Source organism: Halostella sp. PRR32, from assembly GCF_034808085.1.
Classification (GTDB): domain Archaea; phylum Halobacteriota; class Halobacteria; order Halobacteriales; family Natronoarchaeaceae; genus Halostella; species Halostella pelagica.
Map to the genome: position 1 here is coordinate 658,121 of NZ_JAXHGL010000001.1, position 17,649 is coordinate 675,769.

16 protein-coding genes are annotated in these 17,649 nt (G+C 64.5%); 7 read left to right on the top strand and 9 right to left on the bottom strand.

The genetic code is table 11. The annotated features are described in order from the left end of the window. The first annotated feature begins 23 nt into the window (after positions 1-23). The 3 genes from SM753_RS03490 (at position 24) to hmgB (ending at position 5,583) form a co-directional block, all read left to right on the top strand. On the top strand, positions 24-608 hold the full coding sequence (locus tag SM753_RS03490; RefSeq protein WP_135534655.1) for a DUF2150 family protein: 585 nt from the start codon (positions 24-26) through the stop codon (positions 606-608). A 64-nt stretch (positions 609-672) separates the two neighbouring features. Next, on the top strand, positions 673-4,179 hold the full coding sequence (locus SM753_RS03495) for an invasin domain 3-containing protein (protein WP_323190564.1): 3,507 nt from the start codon (positions 673-675) through the stop codon (positions 4,177-4,179). 66 nt (positions 4,180-4,245) lie between these two features. Next, positions 4,246-5,583: a hydroxymethylglutaryl-CoA synthase gene (gene hmgB / locus SM753_RS03500; protein ID WP_135534657.1), complete on the top strand. Its 1,338-nt coding sequence runs from the start codon at positions 4,246-4,248 to the stop codon at positions 5,581-5,583. Between the two features lie 166 nt (positions 5,584-5,749). Here the strand turns inward: hmgB and SM753_RS03505 are convergent, their stop codons facing one another. Beyond that, positions 5,750-6,463 carry a helix-turn-helix domain-containing protein gene (locus SM753_RS03505; protein ID WP_135534658.1) on the bottom strand — a complete coding sequence of 238 codons (714 nt, stop codon included), beginning with the start codon at positions 6,461-6,463 and terminating at the stop codon, positions 5,750-5,752. A gap of 140 nt (positions 6,464-6,603) precedes the next feature. Here SM753_RS03505 and SM753_RS03510 point away from each other — a divergent pair, with 140 nt between their 5' ends. Together SM753_RS03510 and SM753_RS03515 are read left to right on the top strand one after the other, a co-directional pair. Continuing rightward, positions 6,604-7,245: a metal-dependent hydrolase gene (locus SM753_RS03510; RefSeq protein WP_323190565.1), complete on the top strand. Its 642-nt coding sequence runs from the start codon at positions 6,604-6,606 to the stop codon at positions 7,243-7,245. A 79-nt stretch (positions 7,246-7,324) separates the two neighbouring features. After that, positions 7,325-7,813: a GNAT family N-acetyltransferase gene (locus SM753_RS03515; protein WP_323190566.1), complete on the top strand. Its 489-nt coding sequence runs from the start codon at positions 7,325-7,327 to the stop codon at positions 7,811-7,813. A gap of 45 nt (positions 7,814-7,858) precedes the next feature. Here the strand turns inward: SM753_RS03515 and SM753_RS03520 are convergent, their stop codons facing one another. The 3 genes from SM753_RS03520 to SM753_RS03530 all read right to left on the bottom strand — a co-directional run bounded on the left by SM753_RS03520 (position 7,859) and on the right by SM753_RS03530 (position 10,024). Next, positions 7,859-8,482, bottom strand: a complete 624-nt coding sequence (locus SM753_RS03520) for a GNAT family protein (protein WP_323190567.1) — start codon at positions 8,480-8,482, stop codon at positions 7,859-7,861. After that, positions 8,475-9,092, bottom strand: coding sequence for a GNAT family N-acetyltransferase (locus SM753_RS03525; protein ID WP_323190803.1), 618 nt, complete (start codon positions 9,090-9,092; stop codon positions 8,475-8,477). Before SM753_RS03525 ends, SM753_RS03520 begins: the two co-directional genes overlap by 8 nt. 173 nt (positions 9,093-9,265) lie before the next feature. Beyond that, positions 9,266-10,024 (bottom strand): molybdopterin-binding protein, encoded by a 759-nt coding sequence (locus tag SM753_RS03530; protein ID WP_323190568.1) that lies wholly within the window; start codon positions 10,022-10,024, stop codon positions 9,266-9,268. Positions 10,025-10,111: 87 nt separating this feature from the next. Here SM753_RS03530 and SM753_RS03535 point away from each other — a divergent pair, with 87 nt between their 5' ends. Together SM753_RS03535 and SM753_RS03540 are read left to right on the top strand one after the other, a co-directional pair. Further along, positions 10,112-11,125, top strand: a complete 1,014-nt coding sequence (locus tag SM753_RS03535; protein WP_323190569.1) for a hypothetical protein — start codon at positions 10,112-10,114, stop codon at positions 11,123-11,125. A gap of 112 nt (positions 11,126-11,237) precedes the next feature. After that, positions 11,238-12,704: a replication factor C large subunit gene (locus tag SM753_RS03540; protein WP_323190570.1), complete on the top strand. Its 1,467-nt coding sequence runs from the start codon at positions 11,238-11,240 to the stop codon at positions 12,702-12,704. A 45-nt stretch (positions 12,705-12,749) separates the two neighbouring features. Here the strand turns inward: SM753_RS03540 and SM753_RS03545 are convergent, their stop codons facing one another. The 5 genes from SM753_RS03545 to bioB all read right to left on the bottom strand — a co-directional run bounded on the left by SM753_RS03545 (position 12,750) and on the right by bioB (position 17,545). Further along, positions 12,750-13,178: a cytidine deaminase gene (locus SM753_RS03545; protein ID WP_323190571.1), complete on the bottom strand. Its 429-nt coding sequence runs from the start codon at positions 13,176-13,178 to the stop codon at positions 12,750-12,752. Positions 13,179-13,441: 263 nt separating this feature from the next. Continuing rightward, a complete protein-coding gene (gene bioD / locus SM753_RS03550) occupies positions 13,442-14,116 on the bottom strand; it encodes a dethiobiotin synthase (RefSeq protein WP_323190572.1) in 675 nt (224 codons plus the stop codon). Then, positions 14,113-15,342, bottom strand: coding sequence for an aminotransferase class I/II-fold pyridoxal phosphate-dependent enzyme (locus SM753_RS03555; RefSeq protein ID WP_323190573.1), 1,230 nt, complete (start codon positions 15,340-15,342; stop codon positions 14,113-14,115). The genes bioD and SM753_RS03555 overlap by 4 nt, the downstream gene beginning before the upstream one ends. Continuing rightward, the gene (locus SM753_RS03560; protein ID WP_323190574.1) at positions 15,342-16,394 is read right to left on the bottom strand and encodes a transcriptional regulator; all 1,053 of its coding nucleotides are present in this window, start codon (positions 16,392-16,394) and stop codon (positions 15,342-15,344) included. The genes SM753_RS03555 and SM753_RS03560 overlap by 1 nt, the downstream gene beginning before the upstream one ends. Positions 16,395-16,396: 2 nt before the next feature. After that, positions 16,397-17,545 carry a biotin synthase BioB gene (gene bioB, locus SM753_RS03565; RefSeq protein WP_135534669.1) on the bottom strand — a complete coding sequence of 383 codons (1,149 nt, stop codon included), beginning with the start codon at positions 17,543-17,545 and terminating at the stop codon, positions 16,397-16,399. Positions 17,546-17,649 lie beyond the last annotated feature (104 nt).

Below are 17,649 nucleotides of genomic sequence, written 5' to 3' on the forward strand. Positions count from 1 at the left end.
AGGCGGCCAATGTACCCTCATGTATGAGCGAACCGCCGCAGGAGTTCTACTCCGAGGAACGCTGGCAGAACTGGGTCGACCGCATCAAAGACGAGGAGATCGATCCCGAGGACGAGGACTCCGCCCGCCTGCTGTTGAATCTGCAGGACGACGCGGCTATCGCCGTGGCGAAAATCGTCTCCGCGTACGACGACGAGACTCTCGACCAGGAGACGGCCCTAGAGGAGATAGCGGACATCCGCGAGATCGTCCTGAGCGAAGTCGACTTCGAGGACGAGGAGAAACTCATGCTCATCGACGGCGTGCAGACCAGTCTCGTCTGCGTCTTCTACGCCGCCGAGGAGTTCATCGCCAACGGCCCCGCCGAGGAGGCGAGCGTCGAGGAGTACATCCGCGCGGCCGCTGACGCCGAGGCCGAGGAGGACTTAGACGCCGCACTGGGGTACGTCGCCCAGGCCGGCACGCGTATCATCGACGGCGACGAACTCGACATCTCGATCGCCGAGGAGGTCGAGTACGGTCTCGTCACGGAGTGGGTGAACGGTCTCGACAGCCTACAAAGCGCCATGAGCGACCCGGAAGTCGTCGAGGAGGACGAAGCGGAATAACCATCACGGAGGCGACCTGTCTCCGGCAACAAGTGTTTTACTCTCCCCGTCTCTAGGTGTGCCCATGCAGTTCGGGGACGACGAGCGCGCAGCAGCGATCCAGGTCGGAGCGACGCTGCTTTTCGGTATGCTCATCATTTCGATGGCGCTCTACCAGGCCACTGTCGTCCCCGACCAGAACAAGGGAATCGAGTTCAACCACAACCAGAAGGTGCAGGGCCAGATGCAGGACCTCCGCAACGCCGTCGTTTCCGTCCCCGGCGGCGGTAACGGGGGGTCAGTCACGCTCGACCTCGGGACGACGTACCCGTCGCGGACGCTGTTCTTGAATCCCGGCCCGCCGTCCGGATCGCTGCGGACGGTGGGGACGAACGAGGAGAACGTGAACGTCAGCGTTGCGCACGCGGTGGCGACCGACGGCGAGGTCGAGGACTTCTGGAGCGGCGACGCTCGGAACTACACGACGGGCGCGCTCGTCTACGAACCCCGCTACCACGAGTACCAGAACCCGCCGACGACAGTGTACGAACACTCGTTGCTGTACAACAAGTTCCGAGACGCCAACCTCACGGTGTCGGACCAGACCATCGTCAACGACCGACAGATAACGCTCGTCACCCTCGATGGCAACCTCTCGGAGAACGGAATGGGAAGCGCGTCGGTGACAGCCCGGTCCGTGAGCGCCTCGACCAACACCGTCGCCGTCGAAGCTGATAGCGATCCGATCAACATCACCGTGCCGACGCGCCTCGACAACGACACGTGGAGCGAGGCGCTCAGGGAGGAGTACGCGAGCAACGGGGGCCACATCGTGGGGCAGTATCACGAGGACGTAAGCGGCGCACCGTACGCGCTACTGACGATAGAACTCGAAGAGGGCCCGACATACGACCTGCAGATGGCGAGAGTCGGCGTCGGGACAGGCGCGTCGGCCGGGTCGGCGGAGAGATACATCACGGACATCGAGGGCGGCGGGTCCGTCCAGACCGGTAGCACGCAGGAAGTGACGGTCGAGGTTCGCGACACGTACAACAACCCGGTGAGCGGGAAAACGGTGAACCTGAGCGCGACCGACGGCGAGTTCGAAAACGCCTCGGGTCCGCCTGCGGCGGATATCACTCGGACGACGAACAGTGACGGCCGGGTGACGGTCACGTATAACGCGCCCGATAGCAAGGGGACCGACACCGTTACCGCGAACGTCAGCGCGTCGCCGAACGCGAGCGAAAAAGTCGAATTCGAGATGAACGTGGAGAGTTCGGGGGGTGAAGCGTCGTTAGGAGTCGGATCGGGCGGAACGTCCGTCTACTCCCCGAGTTCGAACACGGCACGGATGTCGGTCGCAAACGGAAAGTGGACGGCGATCACGAAGACCGACCAGTTGATCCTCAGTGACACAGACCCGGTGTACGTCAGCGGCGACGACTACGTGAAGCTCCGGTACTCGGTTGAGAACCGGACGACATCGTTCGATATCACTGTCGAGGCGTTCCGTGAACCGGACGGGTCGAACCCGGGCGGGAGTGTCGAGATCTACTCTAGCCGGACCGGCTCCTCGACAACAGCCAACCTCAACGACGGGGCCGTAGACGCGATATTAGACAGTGACAGGTCGTACGACGGGACCGATATCATCAATCGGGAGAGCTACCGGACCCCGTCGGCCGGGTTCGTCGACAACCTTCGTACGATAGCGGATCTCGACAACTCGTCGACGACGTACACCACCACGACGATCAACGGGCAGGTGAACGCGACCTACCGCGGCGAGGCGTTGCTCACTGCCGTCGAGCCGGATCCCAGCACGACGAACGACCGAACCGAGTTCGTTCAGATTCACTTCGAGAACTCGACGGAGACTTCGGGCTGGACCATCGCCGACAGCGACCAGTCTGAGACGCTTCCCGCCGAACGACTGCAGGGCGAGTACTTCCTGACTAAAAACGAGACGGCCTTTCTCAACGCCCACGGGTCCGTTTCAGCGAACCGCGTCTACGAGACCTCGCTAACCCTCGACAACGGAGGCGAGGCGCTGACGCTCACCGACGCGAACGGCGAACTCCGAGACGAAGCGGCGTACGGGTCCGAGAGCACGTCGAACGGCTGGAGCGTCTCGGTTGGTACCAGCGAGGTCGGGTATCGTACCGCTTACAGTGACGAGGGCTACCGGGACACGGACGAAAGGAGCGATTGGGGCACGCAGTCCGAGAGCGTGTTCTTCGGCGGCAGTAGCGGACAGGTACGGTACAACGGCGACGGCTACGCCTACGACGACGACGGGTCGGTCGGGATCCGCGAAGGAGTTACGTTCAGTGTCGAAAACACGGCAACGACTGACGTGACGGTCACCGATGTCACAGTCGATCCGGCAAACGCCAACATCGACGAACTGAGCGACCCCGTCGCAGGCAACGGGATAAACGAGAGCGAACTGTACATCGAAACGAGCAACACCGATGGGGTCGCTGATGCCGACAACGGTGTGACACTCCCGTCGACCCTTGACCTGAGCGGCGGGAGCGGTTACAACGGCGCACAGGAAGCTGTCATCGGAAGCGGTGACGGCGCACGGTTCTGGCTGTACCGGTTCCTCCAGAACGGCGGGGAACACGACATGGTCTGCGAGGAGGTCGAAATCACGGTCGAGTTCGAGAACGAGCCGAGTCAGACGTTCACCGTCACCCCCGAAGACGGTGTCGGCGGGGCTTGCGATGCGACCGGATCGCCGACGGAGGGCATCGCCTTCCGCGGAACGGATAACAGCCTCAAGACGATCGATTCGAACGGCCGTCTCAACGATTACAGCCCGGACAAACCACTGAGTACGGGGCCGATGACCGCCGACCTCGACGACGATAGCGCGACGGACCTCCCGTACATGGACCAGAACAACAACATCGAGATAACGGACCTCAACGGCGACGTGAGACGACTGGTCGACGGGGGTAGCGTGACCCAGACGCGTCTGGCGGTCGGCACCTGGGACGGAGATACCTCTGTCTTCTTCGTCAACGGACAGGGGGAACTGTCCAGAGTTACTGGTGGCAACTCCGCGCAAGCGATCGATAAAAAGCCGTCTAACAGCAACAATTTCAAACCGATAGCGGCGTCCTCCGCGGTCGGCGTCGCCGACATGAACGGCGACGGAGACGCTGATCTGGTGTTCGTCAACAGTAATCAGGACCTGGTGTTCGTCGAGGACAAGAAAAACGGCGGTAGGGAAGTCATCAACACGGGAATCAATCTCAACACCGCTGACGCCACCGGCGCTCCGGCGGAGTACGACGCCGACGGAGCGCCGGAAGTTCCGTACGTAGACGGGAACGGGGTCGTCAACCTGGCGGACGAGAACGGTAACGACGGGGCGCTTACGTCGGGCAGTATCGAATCCCCGGTCGGAACCTTCGACTGGACCGGTGACGGGACTCCCGAAGTGATTTACGTCGGCCTCGGCCCCAACGGTAACAACTACTACCTGAAATACGCGACCGATTCCGGCGATGTCGGATACGTCCGCGATACGAACGGCGACAAGGTAAGGGTCAACGACAACGGCGTCGGTGCCTCCTGACGCAGTTCGACGATCGTCGATCGCCCAGACGACAATAACTTATACCACTGTTTCGTTGGTCGGGGTATGACCGCAGTCGGTATCGACGCCATCGAGATCCGGACCGGGAATCTCAAGCTCGACCTCCCGAACACCTTCGCGCCTGCGAAAGGCGAGGAGCCGGGCAAGTACACGAAAGGGCTGGGTTTGAACGCGAGTTCGTTCCCGGACAGTTACGAGGACATCGTGACGATGGGCGCGAACGCCGCCCACCGCCTGATGGAGCGCAAGGGGCTGACGCCCGACGACATCGGCCGGATCGACGTCGCGACCGAAAGCGCGTTCGACAACTCCAAACCCGTCTCGACGTACATCGCCGGCTGTCTCGAAGACGTGTACGGCGAGAACTTCCACCACGCGAACAAGGGCGAGCGGAAGTTCGCCTGCATCGCGGGCACTCAGAGCTTAGACGACGCGTACAACTGGATCAAGGCGGGGCGTAACCGCGGACGCGCGGCCCTAGTCGTCGCTACTGACACCGCCCTGTACGCGCGCGGCGACGACGGCGAAGCCACGCAGGGTGCCGGTGCCGTCGCCATGCTCATAACCGAGGACCCGTCGGTCGTCGAGATGAGTACGGAGCAGGGGTACGGCAGCGCGGACGAGACCGACTTCCTCAAGCCGAACCAGCAGTTCCCGAGCGTCGACGGCAAGCGCTCGGTGCAGGTGTACCTCTCTCGCATGCGCGAGGCGCTGGAGGACTTCGAGAGCGTCGCGGGCGACACACATCCCGACGACTACGCGTACATCCCGTTCCACACGCCGTTCCCGGGTATGGTCCGAAAGGCCGGCCTCCTCGGATATCGGCACATGATCCGCGACACGTCCGTCGAGGACGAACTCGCCGAGGAGATCGGTCGCCAACCCCGCCGCGAAGCGTTCGACAACGACGAGGCCTACGAGGACGCCGTCCTCGAGTACATGGACGCGCTGAAAGAGACAGACGCCTACCGCGAGTGGTACGCGAACACGATCGACCCGACGCTCACCATCTCCCGCGAGGTCGGGAACTGGTACACCGGCTCGGTCCACGTCGCCCGCGCCAGCGCGCTTCGACACGCGCTGCAAAACGACGTCGACCTTGTCGGAAAGCGCCTGCTCATCGGGTCCTACGGCAGCGGCGCACAGGCCGAAATCCACGCCGAGACGGTCGTCGAGGGGTGGGAAGAGGAGGTTCGCGCGCTGAACGTCGAGGAGCAACTCGCGGACCGCCACGACCTCTCGTACGGCGAGTACGAGTCGATCCACGATTCCCACAACCACGAGAAGGACACGGACATGGACGCCCTGACCGTCCCCGAGGAGGAGTTCACCTTCGACGGGTGGGGTCGGATGGGCGAGCGGAAATACCGGTACGTGGAGTAAGCCGACGACCCTTTTTCTCGGTATCGTCGAAGTATTCGCGACCGAGCGGCCCTCTGTCGCGAGTGGTTTCCGAGCCGAGCGGGCCCAATGGTTCCGCTGTCCGTGCGTACGAGCGCGGCCTATGAACGGAGAGTGGTCGCCGGAGATGACCCGGCGAAAACGGCCGCTACGGCAGTTCCCGCATCGCGTCGAGCATCTCGTCTTTGTCGGCGTCCGTCACTGCCAGCGCGAAGTCGTCGATGGTAGCAAGGTCAGGAGCGTGTTCCCATAGCTCGTCTTCGGTGATCCCGTGGAGGACAACGGCGTTCGGGGTCGGGTTGACGACGCGCATGGCGACCAGCGGCGACTCGCCGCGGGTGATCCCGGTGAACACGAGCGCGCGGTTCGTGCTCTGCCCGTAGAGGCGATAGAACTCCTCGCTGGAGAGGCGGGTGATCGCCTCGATGGAATCGATGACCGTGTGGCCGCTTATCCGGTCTTGCGTGCCGCGAACGAGTTCGGTCGCGCCGACTGTTTCGTAGAACCGCCCCAGCGAGACGGTCGTCGAATATTCGCGGAGGTCCTGGACGATGTCGCTTTCGAACCCGGCCGAGAGGACGCGCGCGTACTGCCGGATCCGACCGCCGCCCCGGCGCTCGTCGATGTCGAGCAGACCAGTGACGACCCGTTCGATGACGCCGATTCCGGGGCTCTTGCGACGGCCGCTCTCGTAGTCGCTGATTACGGACGAGGAGACGTCGAGTTCGTCCGCGAGTTCCGTCTGCGAGACGTCGAAATCGGTACGCCACTTCCGGAGCGTCGCGCCCGGATCGTCGCTCAGGGTTATCTCGCCGGCGATCTTTTCGGCGAGGTCGCGCCGTGCCCCGTTCGTCCGTGCCATGGTACGGGGGTGAAGAGAGCGGGTAATAGCTCTACCGAAACCGCCGTTCGACAGACGACGAAGACGAGCGGCGGGAGACCCGACCGCTCCGGTCTAAGGGACGGGAACGCTGATAGGTTCGGCACACGTGATGTGTGGGTATGCCGTCGACCGTCGTCCACGTCGCGCTGGCCGGTCTCGTCGGGACAGCACTCCTCGGGGACGAGTTCGACGCTCGCGCGATAGCGGTCGTGATGGCCGCAACGGCCTGTATCGACCTCGACGTTTTCCTGGGCTGGTACTTCATCGGGACCCACAGGGCCGCCTTCCACACGTTGCTTTTGCCGCTGACGGCCGCCGCAGTCGTGTACTACGACACTCGGATGAGCGAACAATCGCGGATCCGGACGAGATGGGGTCCGTATGGGTCCCGCGTTGCCTGGTCGACTATCGCGGCCGTGACACTCGCGGGTATCGGCCCAGATCTGACGTTCAACGGCGTGAATCTGTTGTATCCCCTACACGACCAGTTCTACGCGTTCGACGGCGAACTGTACTACTCGACGGACGCCGGTATCGTCCAGACGTTCGTCGACCTCGAAGAATCGGCGCGCGGAACGACTCAGGAGACGCAGTTCTACACCGGCGTCGATCCTGAACCCGGTAGCACTGGCGCTGATGCCGGCGGCGACGGCGGGTCCCCGGAACGGATCTTCCCCGTCGTCGCGAACGGCGACCAGTTGATAGTCGTCGTGGCGGGAGTCGTCACGGTCGCGGCGCGCCTGTTTGAGCGGCGGGCGTGACCGACAGTCCCGGCGACAGACAGACGAGCGCGTTGGTCGGAACCGCACAGATAAACAGGATCGGGCGAGGAGATATGATATGGACGTTCGAGCATACGACTCCGACACCGACGAGAACGACCTCTGGAGACTCAAGCGCGCCTTCGAGCGCGGTCTCGGCGCGAACACCGGCGGCGAGGAGAAGGAAACAGCCTACGAGGACAAACTCACTGACGACTACCGCGAGCGGTATCTCGACTGGGTCGAGCGCTGTACCGAAGACGAACCGGACTGTGTGACCGTCGCAGCGCTGGACGGCGGTCTCGTCGGCTACGCGTTCGTCCTCCCCGAACGTCTGGCGATGATCTGGGACGCCGCCGTCCTCAACGAGATATACGTCGCCCCCGAGTATCGGGGGTCGGGCGTCGCCGACGACCTGATCGCGGCGGCGATTGGTACGGCCCGCGACCAGGACCTACCGCTTGATCGGATCGTGCTCGACGTGGACCCGAAAAACGACCGCGCGCAGGCGTTCTACGACAACTACGGTTTCGAGCCCTGGGGCGAGATGGTCGCCCGGCCGCTGTGATGACCGTCACGACCGGTACGGCCGGCCGTTCACATCGCCGGCCCGTCACGCCGTCGCCTCGCAGTACTCCTCTCTCCGGATCGTGTAGCGGTGCTGGTCGCGGGCCTCGCCGGACTTGACTTCCCAGTTGCGAACGGTCCCGTCGTAGGAGCCGCCGAACCGGTCAGCGTACTTCTCGATCGCACGCTGAGATTTCTCGTTCCCGGCCTGATGTTCGACGGCGACGACATCGAGGTCGAGTCGGTCGAACGCGAGGCGCATGAACGCCGCAGCGCGCTCACCGGAGTACCCGCGTCCCCAGAAGCGCTTGCGGAGCCACACCCCCAGCGTCCCGGTCTTTTGCTCCCAGTCGAACGTCATCCCGGCTCCGCCGGCGATGTCGCCTGAACCGTCTTCGTTCTCACGCGGCCTGAGCAGATAGGCGGCGCTGTCGCCGCGTTCCCACTGTCGCTCGACCATGTCGACGTACTCTCTGGTCTCGCGGATCGACTCGTGCGGGTCCCACGACAGGTACTCCGTCACCTCGTCGATGGCCTCGTCCGAGGAGCAGATCCGATAGTACTCCGGCAGGTCGACGGTCTCGTGGGAGAGGCGTTCGATGCGCAGGCGGTCGGTTTCGATGGTTTCCGGAAACGATTCGTTTCGCCGCCGTTCGAGGAGTTCACCCATCGCGGAACACCAGGTGGTCGTCCGGCCGGTTCGCCTCCCACTGCTCCTGAGTGACCGTGTAACGATACAGGTCGAGTACCTCGTCCCCGTCGGGCACCCAGTTCCGCAACAGGCCGTCGTAACCGCCGCCGACGCGGTCGACGTACTTCTCGATCGCCTGTTTCGATCGCTCGTTCCCCTCGAAATATCCGGTCGAGACGAGGTCGAGGTCGAGGCGGTCGAACGCGAGTCCCATGAACGCGATAGCTCGTTCGCCGGCGTACCCGCGGCCCCAGAACCGTTCCTTGAGGACGAGGCTGAACCGCGCGCTGCGACGGTCCCAGTCCGGCGTCAGCGCCGCCATCCCCGCGAACTCGCCGGCGTTCGGTTCGCCCTCCCGCGGGAAGACGGCGTACCGGGCCTTCTCGCCGTCGTCCCAGTTCCGCTCGGCGGCGACGAAGCGGTCCCGGGTCTCTTTCAGCGTGTCGTCCGGAGTCTTGGTGACGTGCTGTAACTCGCGCTCCGTCTGCTCGTCGCGCGACAGCGCCTCGTAGACCGGTTCGAGGTCGACGTGGTCGCGACTGAACTGGACGAGGCGCAATCGCTCCGTCTCGATTTCCTCCGGGAACATCAACTGATTCCGGAGGTTCCGGCCGTGGTGTGATAAGCGTTCTGGAGGCACGAGAGCGTTCGGCGAGGCGACATGGCCGGGTGATGACAGCCGGAAACGTGTCGTGAAGCGTATACCACGATATGAAATCGGATCAGTAGTCAGGACGCTGTTGCGTAGACACGTTTCGCGGGCTATTCGGATTCCCCAGACGACCCCGGCCCGTCCGTCACAGCCAGATTCGCACTGATCCACTCGACCGCCGCCGCGACCTCGTCGGCGTCCGTCCCAGACAGTTTCAACCGCCCCGGCGTCTCGCCTTTGCCCGGATAGCTTCCGACGGAGACGTCGAAGCGTTTGTCCACGGCGTCGATGATATCACCAAGTGCGCCTTCCGGCGTCGGCGTCCACACCGTCTCCGAGACGGCGTCGCCGACGAACTCCGCTTCGACCAGGTCGAACATCGCCCGCATCTCGTCCGGGAACCCAGGGAACACGTAGACGTTCTCGACGGCGCAACCCGGCGCCCACCCCGCGTCCGTCGCGAGGGCGCGAGCGTCCTCGGGGAGCGACGCCGCCGCGTCGAAATCGAGGTCCAGATCGTACTCCTCGGCCAGTCCGGGGTTCTCCTCACGGAACTCCCGGGCCTTCTCGACCAGTCGCCCGCGCTGATCTTCGTCGAGGAGCATGTCGCGCTCCAGTGCGTCGGCGACTGCCTCCATCGTCACGTCGTCAGGCGTCCCGCCGAGACCGCCCGTGACGACGACGGCGTCGAACCCACCCGACCACTCGCGGACGTGTGCTGCGATGACGTCGCGGTCGTCGGGGACCGTGAGGATCCGCCGTACTCGTCCGCCGCGGTCCGTGATCTCCTCGGCCAACCACGACGCGTTGGTGTTCGTCGTATCGCCGGCAAGTATCTCGTCGCCGACGGTGAGAATAGCGACGTCCATGCGCTAGATCGGTGGAGTACGACTGTCCGTCTTTCGCAACAGCGCGGAGGCTCGTTTACTTGCGGCTCGATGTCGTCGTACCAGACGATGGCCGAGAGCGACGGGACGGACGGGACCGGCGCTGCTACGGGAGGGTCGCGTACACGACCGAAGGAGGCTGTCCGGTGGGTTCTCCGTACCGGCAGCCGCCGACTGCTAGCGGTGCTACTGTTGATCACTATCCTCCTATCGCTCGTCACCGTCGGAACCGTGTGGGAACTGGAGATGCAGACGCTGGTCGACGAAACTCGAGCGGTCCAGACGCTGTTCAACACGCTCCTCGGCGGAATCATCCTCTTCGTCTCCGTCGTCCTCTCGATCAACACTGCCGTCATCTCGGACGAGTTCGGACCCCTCGAAACGAAACAGTCACACGTCGAGGAGTCGATCGAGTTCCAGACGGAACTCGAGGGGATGGGAACGGGAATCAGCCCCGCCGGGTTCGACGATTTCTACCTGTTCGTCCTCGAGACGCTCGACGAGGAGGCAGACACCTTGCGGCGAGAGGCGAAGGCGCTCCTCGACGAGGGTGACCGCGGGGACATCGTGGCGATCGCTGAGGACGTCCAGGAGGAAGTCGCGCTCATCGAAGAGCGGATCCAGTCGTCCGACCGCAGCCTGTCCGCCGTCGTCGTGGCCGGTCTGGACTACGACTACGCCCGACATATCAACGCCGTTCGTCGACTCAGAGCGACTCGCGGCGACAGATTTCCGGAGCCCGTACGCCAGACGCTCGACGACCTCATTTCCGTTCTCACCATCTTCGCCTCCGGTCGGGAGTACTTCACGACGCTCTACTACAAACGCGAAGTACGGGCGCTGTCGGGCGACCTCCTCGTGCTCTCGCTTCCCGTCATCGTGTTCACCTCGTTCGTGTTGCTTGCCATCGACGCGGGCCTGTTCCCCCCGTTCACGGTGTTCGACATCCAGCGACGCCTCCTCTACGTCAGTATCGCCTTCGTCGTCGCGCTCTCACCGTACGTCCTGCTCAGCGCGTACATGGTCCGGATCCTCACCGTCTCGAAGCACTCGCTCGATCCGGGCGGTTTCACCGCGGAGTAGTGAGCCGAGAAGCGCCGGGCGACTCCCGGTACCTAGAAGCTAGGAAGCGCTCCCGGAGAGATCCCCGACGGGTCCGCAACCACTAAACGCGGTTCGTCCGTACGACCGAGCAATGACTGACTGGACGGAGAAGTACCGCCCCTCGACGCTCTCCGAGGTCCGCGGGAACAACAAGGCCCGCGATAAGCTAAAAGAGTGGGCGGAGACGTGGGAGGACCACCGGAAGGCCGCCATCGTCCACGGCAGTCCCGGCGTCGGCAAGACATCCGCGGCGCACGCGCTAGCAAACGACATGGGGTGGCCGGTGATGGAACTCAACGCCAGCGACTCGCGCACAGGGGACGTGGTCGAACACATCGCGGGCGAGGCTGCGCAGTCGGGAACGCTGACCGCGGGCGAATCCGGCCGCCGACTTCTGATCTTGGACGAGGCCGACAACTTCCACGGCAACGCCGACTACGGTGGCTCGCGGGCCGTCACTGGAGTCGTCAAGGAGGCCGACCAGCCGATAGTCCTCGTCGCCAACGAGTTCTACGACATGAGCGACAGCCTCCGGAGCGCGTGCGAGGAAATCGAGTTTCGAGACGTCTCCTCGCGCTCTATCGTCCCCGTTCTCCGGGATATCTGCCGACAGGAGGGCGTCGAGTACGAGGACGACGCGCTCGACGCTATCGCCGACAGCACGAGCGGCGACCTCCGGTCCGCGATCAACGACCTCCAGGCGCTCGCCGAGGAGACCGAACGGCTCACCGAGGACGACGTGGTCACTGGCGCACGCGACGAGACCGAGGGCATCTTCGATTTCCTCGACGACCTGATCAAGAACCTGGACGCCCAGGACGCGCTGTACGCCTCGTACGACGTGGACGAGACGCCTGACGACATGATCAACTGGATCGAGGACAACATGCCGAAGGACTACCACGGGGCGGAACTCGCGGACGCGTACGGGTTCCTCGCGAATGCTGACCGCTGGCTCGGTCGCGTCCGCGCCACGCAGGACTACTCGTACTGGCGCTACGCCGGGGACAACATGACCGCCGGCGTCGCCGCCGCCCGGAAGGAGAGCAAGGGCGGGTGGACTCGATACGGGCCACCGAGTTACTGGTCGAAGTTGGGGCGCACGAGCGCGACGAGGAAACAGCGCGACCGCATCGCCCGCGAGATAGCCGAGCGGTCCGGCACCAGCATCGGCACGGCCCGGCGGGAGATCCTCCCGTTTCTCGCGACGATGACACATCACTGTAAGAACCGCGAACTCACCGTCGCGATGGCCGCAGCCTACGACTTAGACGAGAGCGACGTTTCATTCATCACGGGAAGCGGCGAGACGACGAACAAGGTCCAGAGCGTCGTCGAAGACGCGCGAGAGCGCCGCGACGAAGCGATCGAGCACAACGCGGGCGGCGCGTTCGAAGGAGCAGTACGTGATGCTATCGACGGGGCTACCGAGGGCGACTCCGACGAGGGAGACGTGGACGATACGGGCGGGCCGACCCCGACGAACGGAGACGAGGTCGACGACGCCGCCGACCCCGCCGCGTCGGAGGACCAGTCCGGCCTCGACGACTTCATGTGACCGTCGGCTGAGCGGGGGTACTCACTGCCGTCAGACCGGGTTCGTTCACCAGGGACGGACCGGGAGCAAATCCTCTGCGCGGACTTTCACTGCGTCTCCCTCCCGTGGAATTATCACGTCGATGTCCTCGCCGTAGTCGACTATCATCTCCCGACAGACGCCGCAAGGCGGGATCAACTGTATCTCTTCCGCATCGTGTTCCGGCATCGGATAGCTGACCGCCGCGATCGCATCGAACTCGTCCTCGCCGTCCGCGATAGCTGACCCGATAGCGACCGGCTCGCCGCAGCCGGACGCCCGACCGATGCTCGCCGGAACGCTCACCCCGTCGTACATGGCTCCTGACGCCGTTCTGAGCGTGGAAGCGACGATATGCGCGCCGCCGAACTTCTCGTGGTCGACGCAGTCGGCGACCGTCTCCGATGCCCGGTCGATCAGGTCCCGGTCGGCCGATGAGAGAGATCTCGTTTCCATAGCCATCTCGACCGAGGAGGGAGAATAAGTCTTCGGGTGACGCAAGGGTTTATACTCGAAGGGGCGGCCAGAACCGCCGTGATCTGACCGACCCGCCGCGAAGCGGTCCGCGGTCGTGCGGCCGCCCGCTTCGCGTACGCTACGGCCGCCTGTTCGCCATCGCAGTTATCGAGTTCGTCGCCTCTCGTACTGTCGGGCAGAGGTCTGAAGACTGTCGAGACACCAGGGTGTCGAATCCCGTCACGACGGGACGTTCGACAGTATCACCCGTTTAACGCACCCGCAGGTAGTACCGACGGCGGCAGGTGCTCCCGGAGTTCGTCGACCGCGTCCGCGGGTTCGGAAAAGACAAGCGGCGGTACGGTGTGTACCGGCACGCCAGTCATCCGCTCCAGTTCCGCCGGGTTCGTCCGTTCGGCGACGCTCGCGCCCTCGAACTCGTTCAGAACAACGGCGTGAACGTCGACGCCGCGGCGCTCCAGCGCGCTCACCGACAGCGCCGTGTGGTTCAGTGTCCCCAGCCCCGACCGCGCGACGAGAACCGCTGTACAGTCGAGGTCTGAGACGAGGTCGATCACCTCGCGTTCGCCCGCAAGCGGCACTCGAAGGCCACCGATTCCCTCGACGATCCCGACAGTTGTCGTATCTAGTTCGCGCTCGCACCCGTCGCGGATCACGTCGTAACCGATCGTGACGTCCTCGCGCTCGGCCGCGACCCGCGGTGCGAGCGGAGGCTCTAACCGCCGCAGACAGGTCGCAGCGTCAGCTGTACCGCAGGCCTCGGCGACGAACGCGGCGTCGTCGTCAGGCGGATAGCCGGTCTGGGCCGGCTTGACAGCACTCGCGTCGACCCCTTCCTCTCGAAGCCACCCCGTCAGTCCGGCGGTGACGACGGTCTTTCCGACTCCGGTGTCGGTGCCGACGACGGCGAGTCTCACAGTATCCCGACCTCCGTGCCGGCCTCTCGAAAGACGTCAACACAGTGTGCGATGTCCGATTCCGTGTGAGTCGCCATCGGTGCGACGCGGATACGACTCGTTCCGTCCGGCACCGTCGGCGGGCGGATCGCCGGTGCGGCGACGCAGCGTTCGCGGAGAGCGGCAGCTAGATCGAGTGCGTCGTCGCGGTCACCGACCATGACGGGTAGGATCTGCGTTTCGCCCCTCACGTCGTAGCCCGCGTCCGTCAACCTATCGCGGAGCGTGGCGGCGTTCACCCAGAGCGCGTCGCGGCGGTCGTCCGCACGGGCGATCTGGAGCGCCTTGCGAGCGGCCGCCGCGGCGGGCGGCGCGAGTCCCGTCGAGAAGACGAACGAGCGCGCCGCGTTGACGAGATGCTCGACCAGAGCCTCGTTACCGGCAACGTATCCGCCCTGACTGGCGAGCGCCTTCGAGAGCGTTCCCATCTGTACGTCGACGCGGTTTTCCAGTTCGTCTCGCTGGACGATGCCGCCGCCGTCCCGGTACAGGCCCGTCGCGTGAGCCTCGTCGACCATGAGCCACGCGCCGTATTCCTCGACGATGTCGCAGAGTTCGGACAGCGGCGCGACAGTACCGTCCATACTGAAGACGGAATCGGTGACGACCAGCCACGACTCGTCGCCCGCTGCGTCCGCGGAACGGCGGTCCATCCGCTGTGACAGGTCGTCCGGGTCACAGTGGTCGTACACAACCGTTTCGGCGTCGGCGAGTCGGCACGCGTCGACGATGCTAGCATGGTTGAGTTCGTCCGAGAACACTACGTCCGGGGCGAGCGCTGTGATCGTGCCGACGTTGGCGGCGTAGCCGGACGAGAACGCGAGCGCTCGCTCGGTCCCCTTGGTATCAGCGAGCGCACGTTCCAGTTCCCGATGAACCTCGGTGTCCCCGGTGAGAAGCCGACTCGCGCCGGCCCCGGTTCCGACCGCATCGATGGCCTGTGCCGCGGCATTCCGAACGCGTTCGTCGGTCGTCAGTCCGAGGTAGTTGTTCGCCGCGAAAACCAGCAGTTCGTCGCCGGTGAACGACGGAGGATGGCCGTTCGGGTCGGCGGCCATCCGCGATCGCTCGGCGACGCGGTCGACGGGTTGGAGGTCGCGGCGAAGACCGCGTCGGTCTCGTTCGTCGAGACGCTCCGCGAGGTCGAACCCGCGTTCGTCACCGGGAGTACGGTCGCAGTCGGCCATCAGAACTCCGGTAGCAGGTCTGCGGGGCCGAACACGCCGTATTCGCCAGCACGGTTACGCCGGACTCCGGCCTTTAGGTAGCCGAGTGCGGGGCCGTTGACGTTCGCGGCCATGCTTGTGTCGTCGTCCAACTGGAACGTGTTCGTCCCGCGTTCGCCGTCGAACGTTCGGCCTGTCACGCTGACGGTGGTCGTCGTCGGCTTCTCGTCGCTGCGCACGTCGAGGATGCCGCCGACGCTGACGTCGTCTGCGTCGCAGATGCCCGCCCGTTCGAGCAGTACGTCGTCGGCGTGTTCCATGTCTTCGAACTCGATGATGCCGTCGTGTTCGTCGACGATCGCTTCGATCTCCTCGTCGGAAAGGTCGCGCGCGGTCTCGATGTCGTAGCCGTCGAGGTGTGCGATGTCTTCGCGGACGGTGCCGCGGTTGTCCTCGTAGCCGGATTTGAGGCCGACTCCCCACCAGATCTCGACCTCCTCGACCTCGACGAACGACTGGGCGGCAAGCGCCGCCGCGCCGGTGAGGAACCCAGGGGTCGCGCCCGCGCCACAGACGAACGTGATGCCGCTTTCCTTGAACTCGTCGGCGCGGTCGTCGAGCATCCCGATAACCCGGGAGCGCTTGAGCACGTCCACGAGGACGCCCTCGTAACCCGCCTTTGCGAACTGTTCGCCCACGCGCGGGATGAAATCGTGTTCCAGGTTCGGCAGTGCGATCAGGACCGCATCGATAGCGTCGCTATCGGCGATTATGTCCTCGATCGGCGTCTCCGTAGGCTCTGCCTGTGCCGAGGCGGCGACGCCCGCGTCCTCGCCTCTCTGTTTGACGGCCGCCGTCCCCCCGTCGGTGACGGTCCCGTCGTCAGGACCGCTGGCGATGTTCCCCTCGGTCGCGTCCAGCAGTTCGTCCACGTCGAGGCCGCCGTGGTCGACGGCGATGCCGTTTCGGTCGCAGGCCGCGACGGGAACGAGCGCGTCCTTGTCCTTCGAGACTTCGAGCGTCCGTCTGCCGATACCGCCGGTGCCGAGTACCGCGAAAGTGATTTCGTCCATATCTAATCCTGTGTCGCGTTGCTGGTCGCAGACCCCGCAGCAGTCTCGGCGGCCGCGTCGTCGCCGTCCGTCGACCGCTCTTTCACCCGTTCGGGGTCGAATTCGTTCGCGTCGGTGTTCGGTTCCATCCCCGCGCGTTCCATCACTTCTATGTCGTCGCCGGGGGACTGGCCGCCAGTCGTGAGATAGTCGCCGGTGAGGATCCCGTCAGCGCCCGCTTCGAACGGGAGATGCTGTTCATCCGGCGAGAGGTTGACCTCGCGACCGCCGGTCAGGCGGACGCGGGCCTCCGGGTGGAGCAGTCGGTACACAGCGACTGTCTTGACGATTCCCTCGGTTGTGATGTCCGCCGCCGGAGTGCCGTCTTCGGCGGCGCTAGTTACGTCTCGGGGCTCCTCGCCCAGCGGGGTCCCCGCCACGGGATTGAGCACGTTCACCGGAAGCGATGAAATCCCGATGTCCTGTAGCGCGACGGCCGCCTCCACGCGGTCGGTCGGCGACTCGCCCATGCCGAGGATGACCCCCGCACAGAGGTCCATCCCGGCCTCTTTGGCGATTTCGAGTGTCTTCACGCGGTCCTCGAACTCGTGGGTGCCGACGATTTCGGGGAAGTAGCGCGGCGACGTTTCGATGTTGTGATTGTAATGGTTGATCCCCTCGTCGGCGAGGATAGCGGCCTCCTCCTCCGTGAGGATGCCGAGCGAGGCGTCTACTTCTACGTCCGTCTCGTCGCGGACGAGGCGGATCGCCTCCAGCACTTCGTCCCACTCATCCGGTCGGTGCTCTTTCGAGACGCCTTTCTCGGCCACGACGATACCGAACCGCTGGGCGCCGTCTCGCTCGGCGCGTTTCGCCGCCTCCAGTATCTTCTCGGGCCCGAGAAAGCCGTAGGTGTCGATGCCGGTGTCGAAATGCACCGACTGCGCGCAGAACCCGCAGTCCTCGGCGCAGTCGCCCGCCTTCGCGTTCACGATGGAACAGGCGTCGACCGTGTCGTCGCCGAACTGCGAACGCACGTAGTCGGCGGCCGGCGCGAGGTCGTCGACCGGTTGCGCGTAGAGCGCCAACCCGTCTCGCCGGTCGAGTTGTTCGCCGGCGAGGACACGTTCGACCGCGTCGTCTACCGTCCGATTACCCGTTTCGTAAACCACGCTCTAGCGGTCAGTTGACGAGACTATAATAGTTCGGGATCCCAGGTCGTGGAAACTACCGACACAGTGCAGGACGGTTCGCCTAGTAGTTATATCAGGAACAT

Excerpts from the sequence above, each read along its gene's own strand:
- SM753_RS03490 (WP_135534655.1), top strand. The coding sequence starts at position 24 with ATGAGCGAACCGCCGCAGGAGTTCTACTCCGAGGAACGCTGGCAGAAC.
- SM753_RS03495 (WP_323190564.1), top strand. The coding sequence starts at position 673 with ATGCAGTTCGGGGACGACGAGCGCGCAGCAGCGATCCAGGTCGGAGCG.
- hmgB (WP_135534657.1), top strand. The coding sequence starts at position 4,246 with ATGACCGCAGTCGGTATCGACGCCATCGAGATCCGGACCGGGAATCTC.
- SM753_RS03505 (WP_135534658.1), bottom strand. The coding sequence starts at position 6,463 with ATGGCACGGACGAACGGGGCACGGCGCGACCTCGCCGAAAAGATCGCC.
- SM753_RS03510 (WP_323190565.1), top strand. The coding sequence starts at position 6,604 with ATGCCGTCGACCGTCGTCCACGTCGCGCTGGCCGGTCTCGTCGGGACA.
- SM753_RS03515 (WP_323190566.1), top strand. The coding sequence starts at position 7,325 with ATGGACGTTCGAGCATACGACTCCGACACCGACGAGAACGACCTCTGG.
- SM753_RS03520 (WP_323190567.1), bottom strand. The coding sequence starts at position 8,482 with ATGGGTGAACTCCTCGAACGGCGGCGAAACGAATCGTTTCCGGAAACC.
- SM753_RS03525 (WP_323190803.1), bottom strand. The coding sequence starts at position 9,092 with ATGTTCCCGGAGGAAATCGAGACGGAGCGATTGCGCCTCGTCCAGTTC.
- SM753_RS03530 (WP_323190568.1), bottom strand. The coding sequence starts at position 10,024 with ATGGACGTCGCTATTCTCACCGTCGGCGACGAGATACTTGCCGGCGAT.
- SM753_RS03535 (WP_323190569.1), top strand. The coding sequence starts at position 10,112 with ATGGCCGAGAGCGACGGGACGGACGGGACCGGCGCTGCTACGGGAGGG.
- SM753_RS03540 (WP_323190570.1), top strand. The coding sequence starts at position 11,238 with ATGACTGACTGGACGGAGAAGTACCGCCCCTCGACGCTCTCCGAGGTC.
- SM753_RS03545 (WP_323190571.1), bottom strand. The coding sequence starts at position 13,178 with ATGGAAACGAGATCTCTCTCATCGGCCGACCGGGACCTGATCGACCGG.
- SM753_RS03555 (WP_323190573.1), bottom strand. The coding sequence starts at position 15,342 with ATGGCCGACTGCGACCGTACTCCCGGTGACGAACGCGGGTTCGACCTC.
- SM753_RS03560 (WP_323190574.1), bottom strand. The coding sequence starts at position 16,394 with ATGGACGAAATCACTTTCGCGGTACTCGGCACCGGCGGTATCGGCAGA.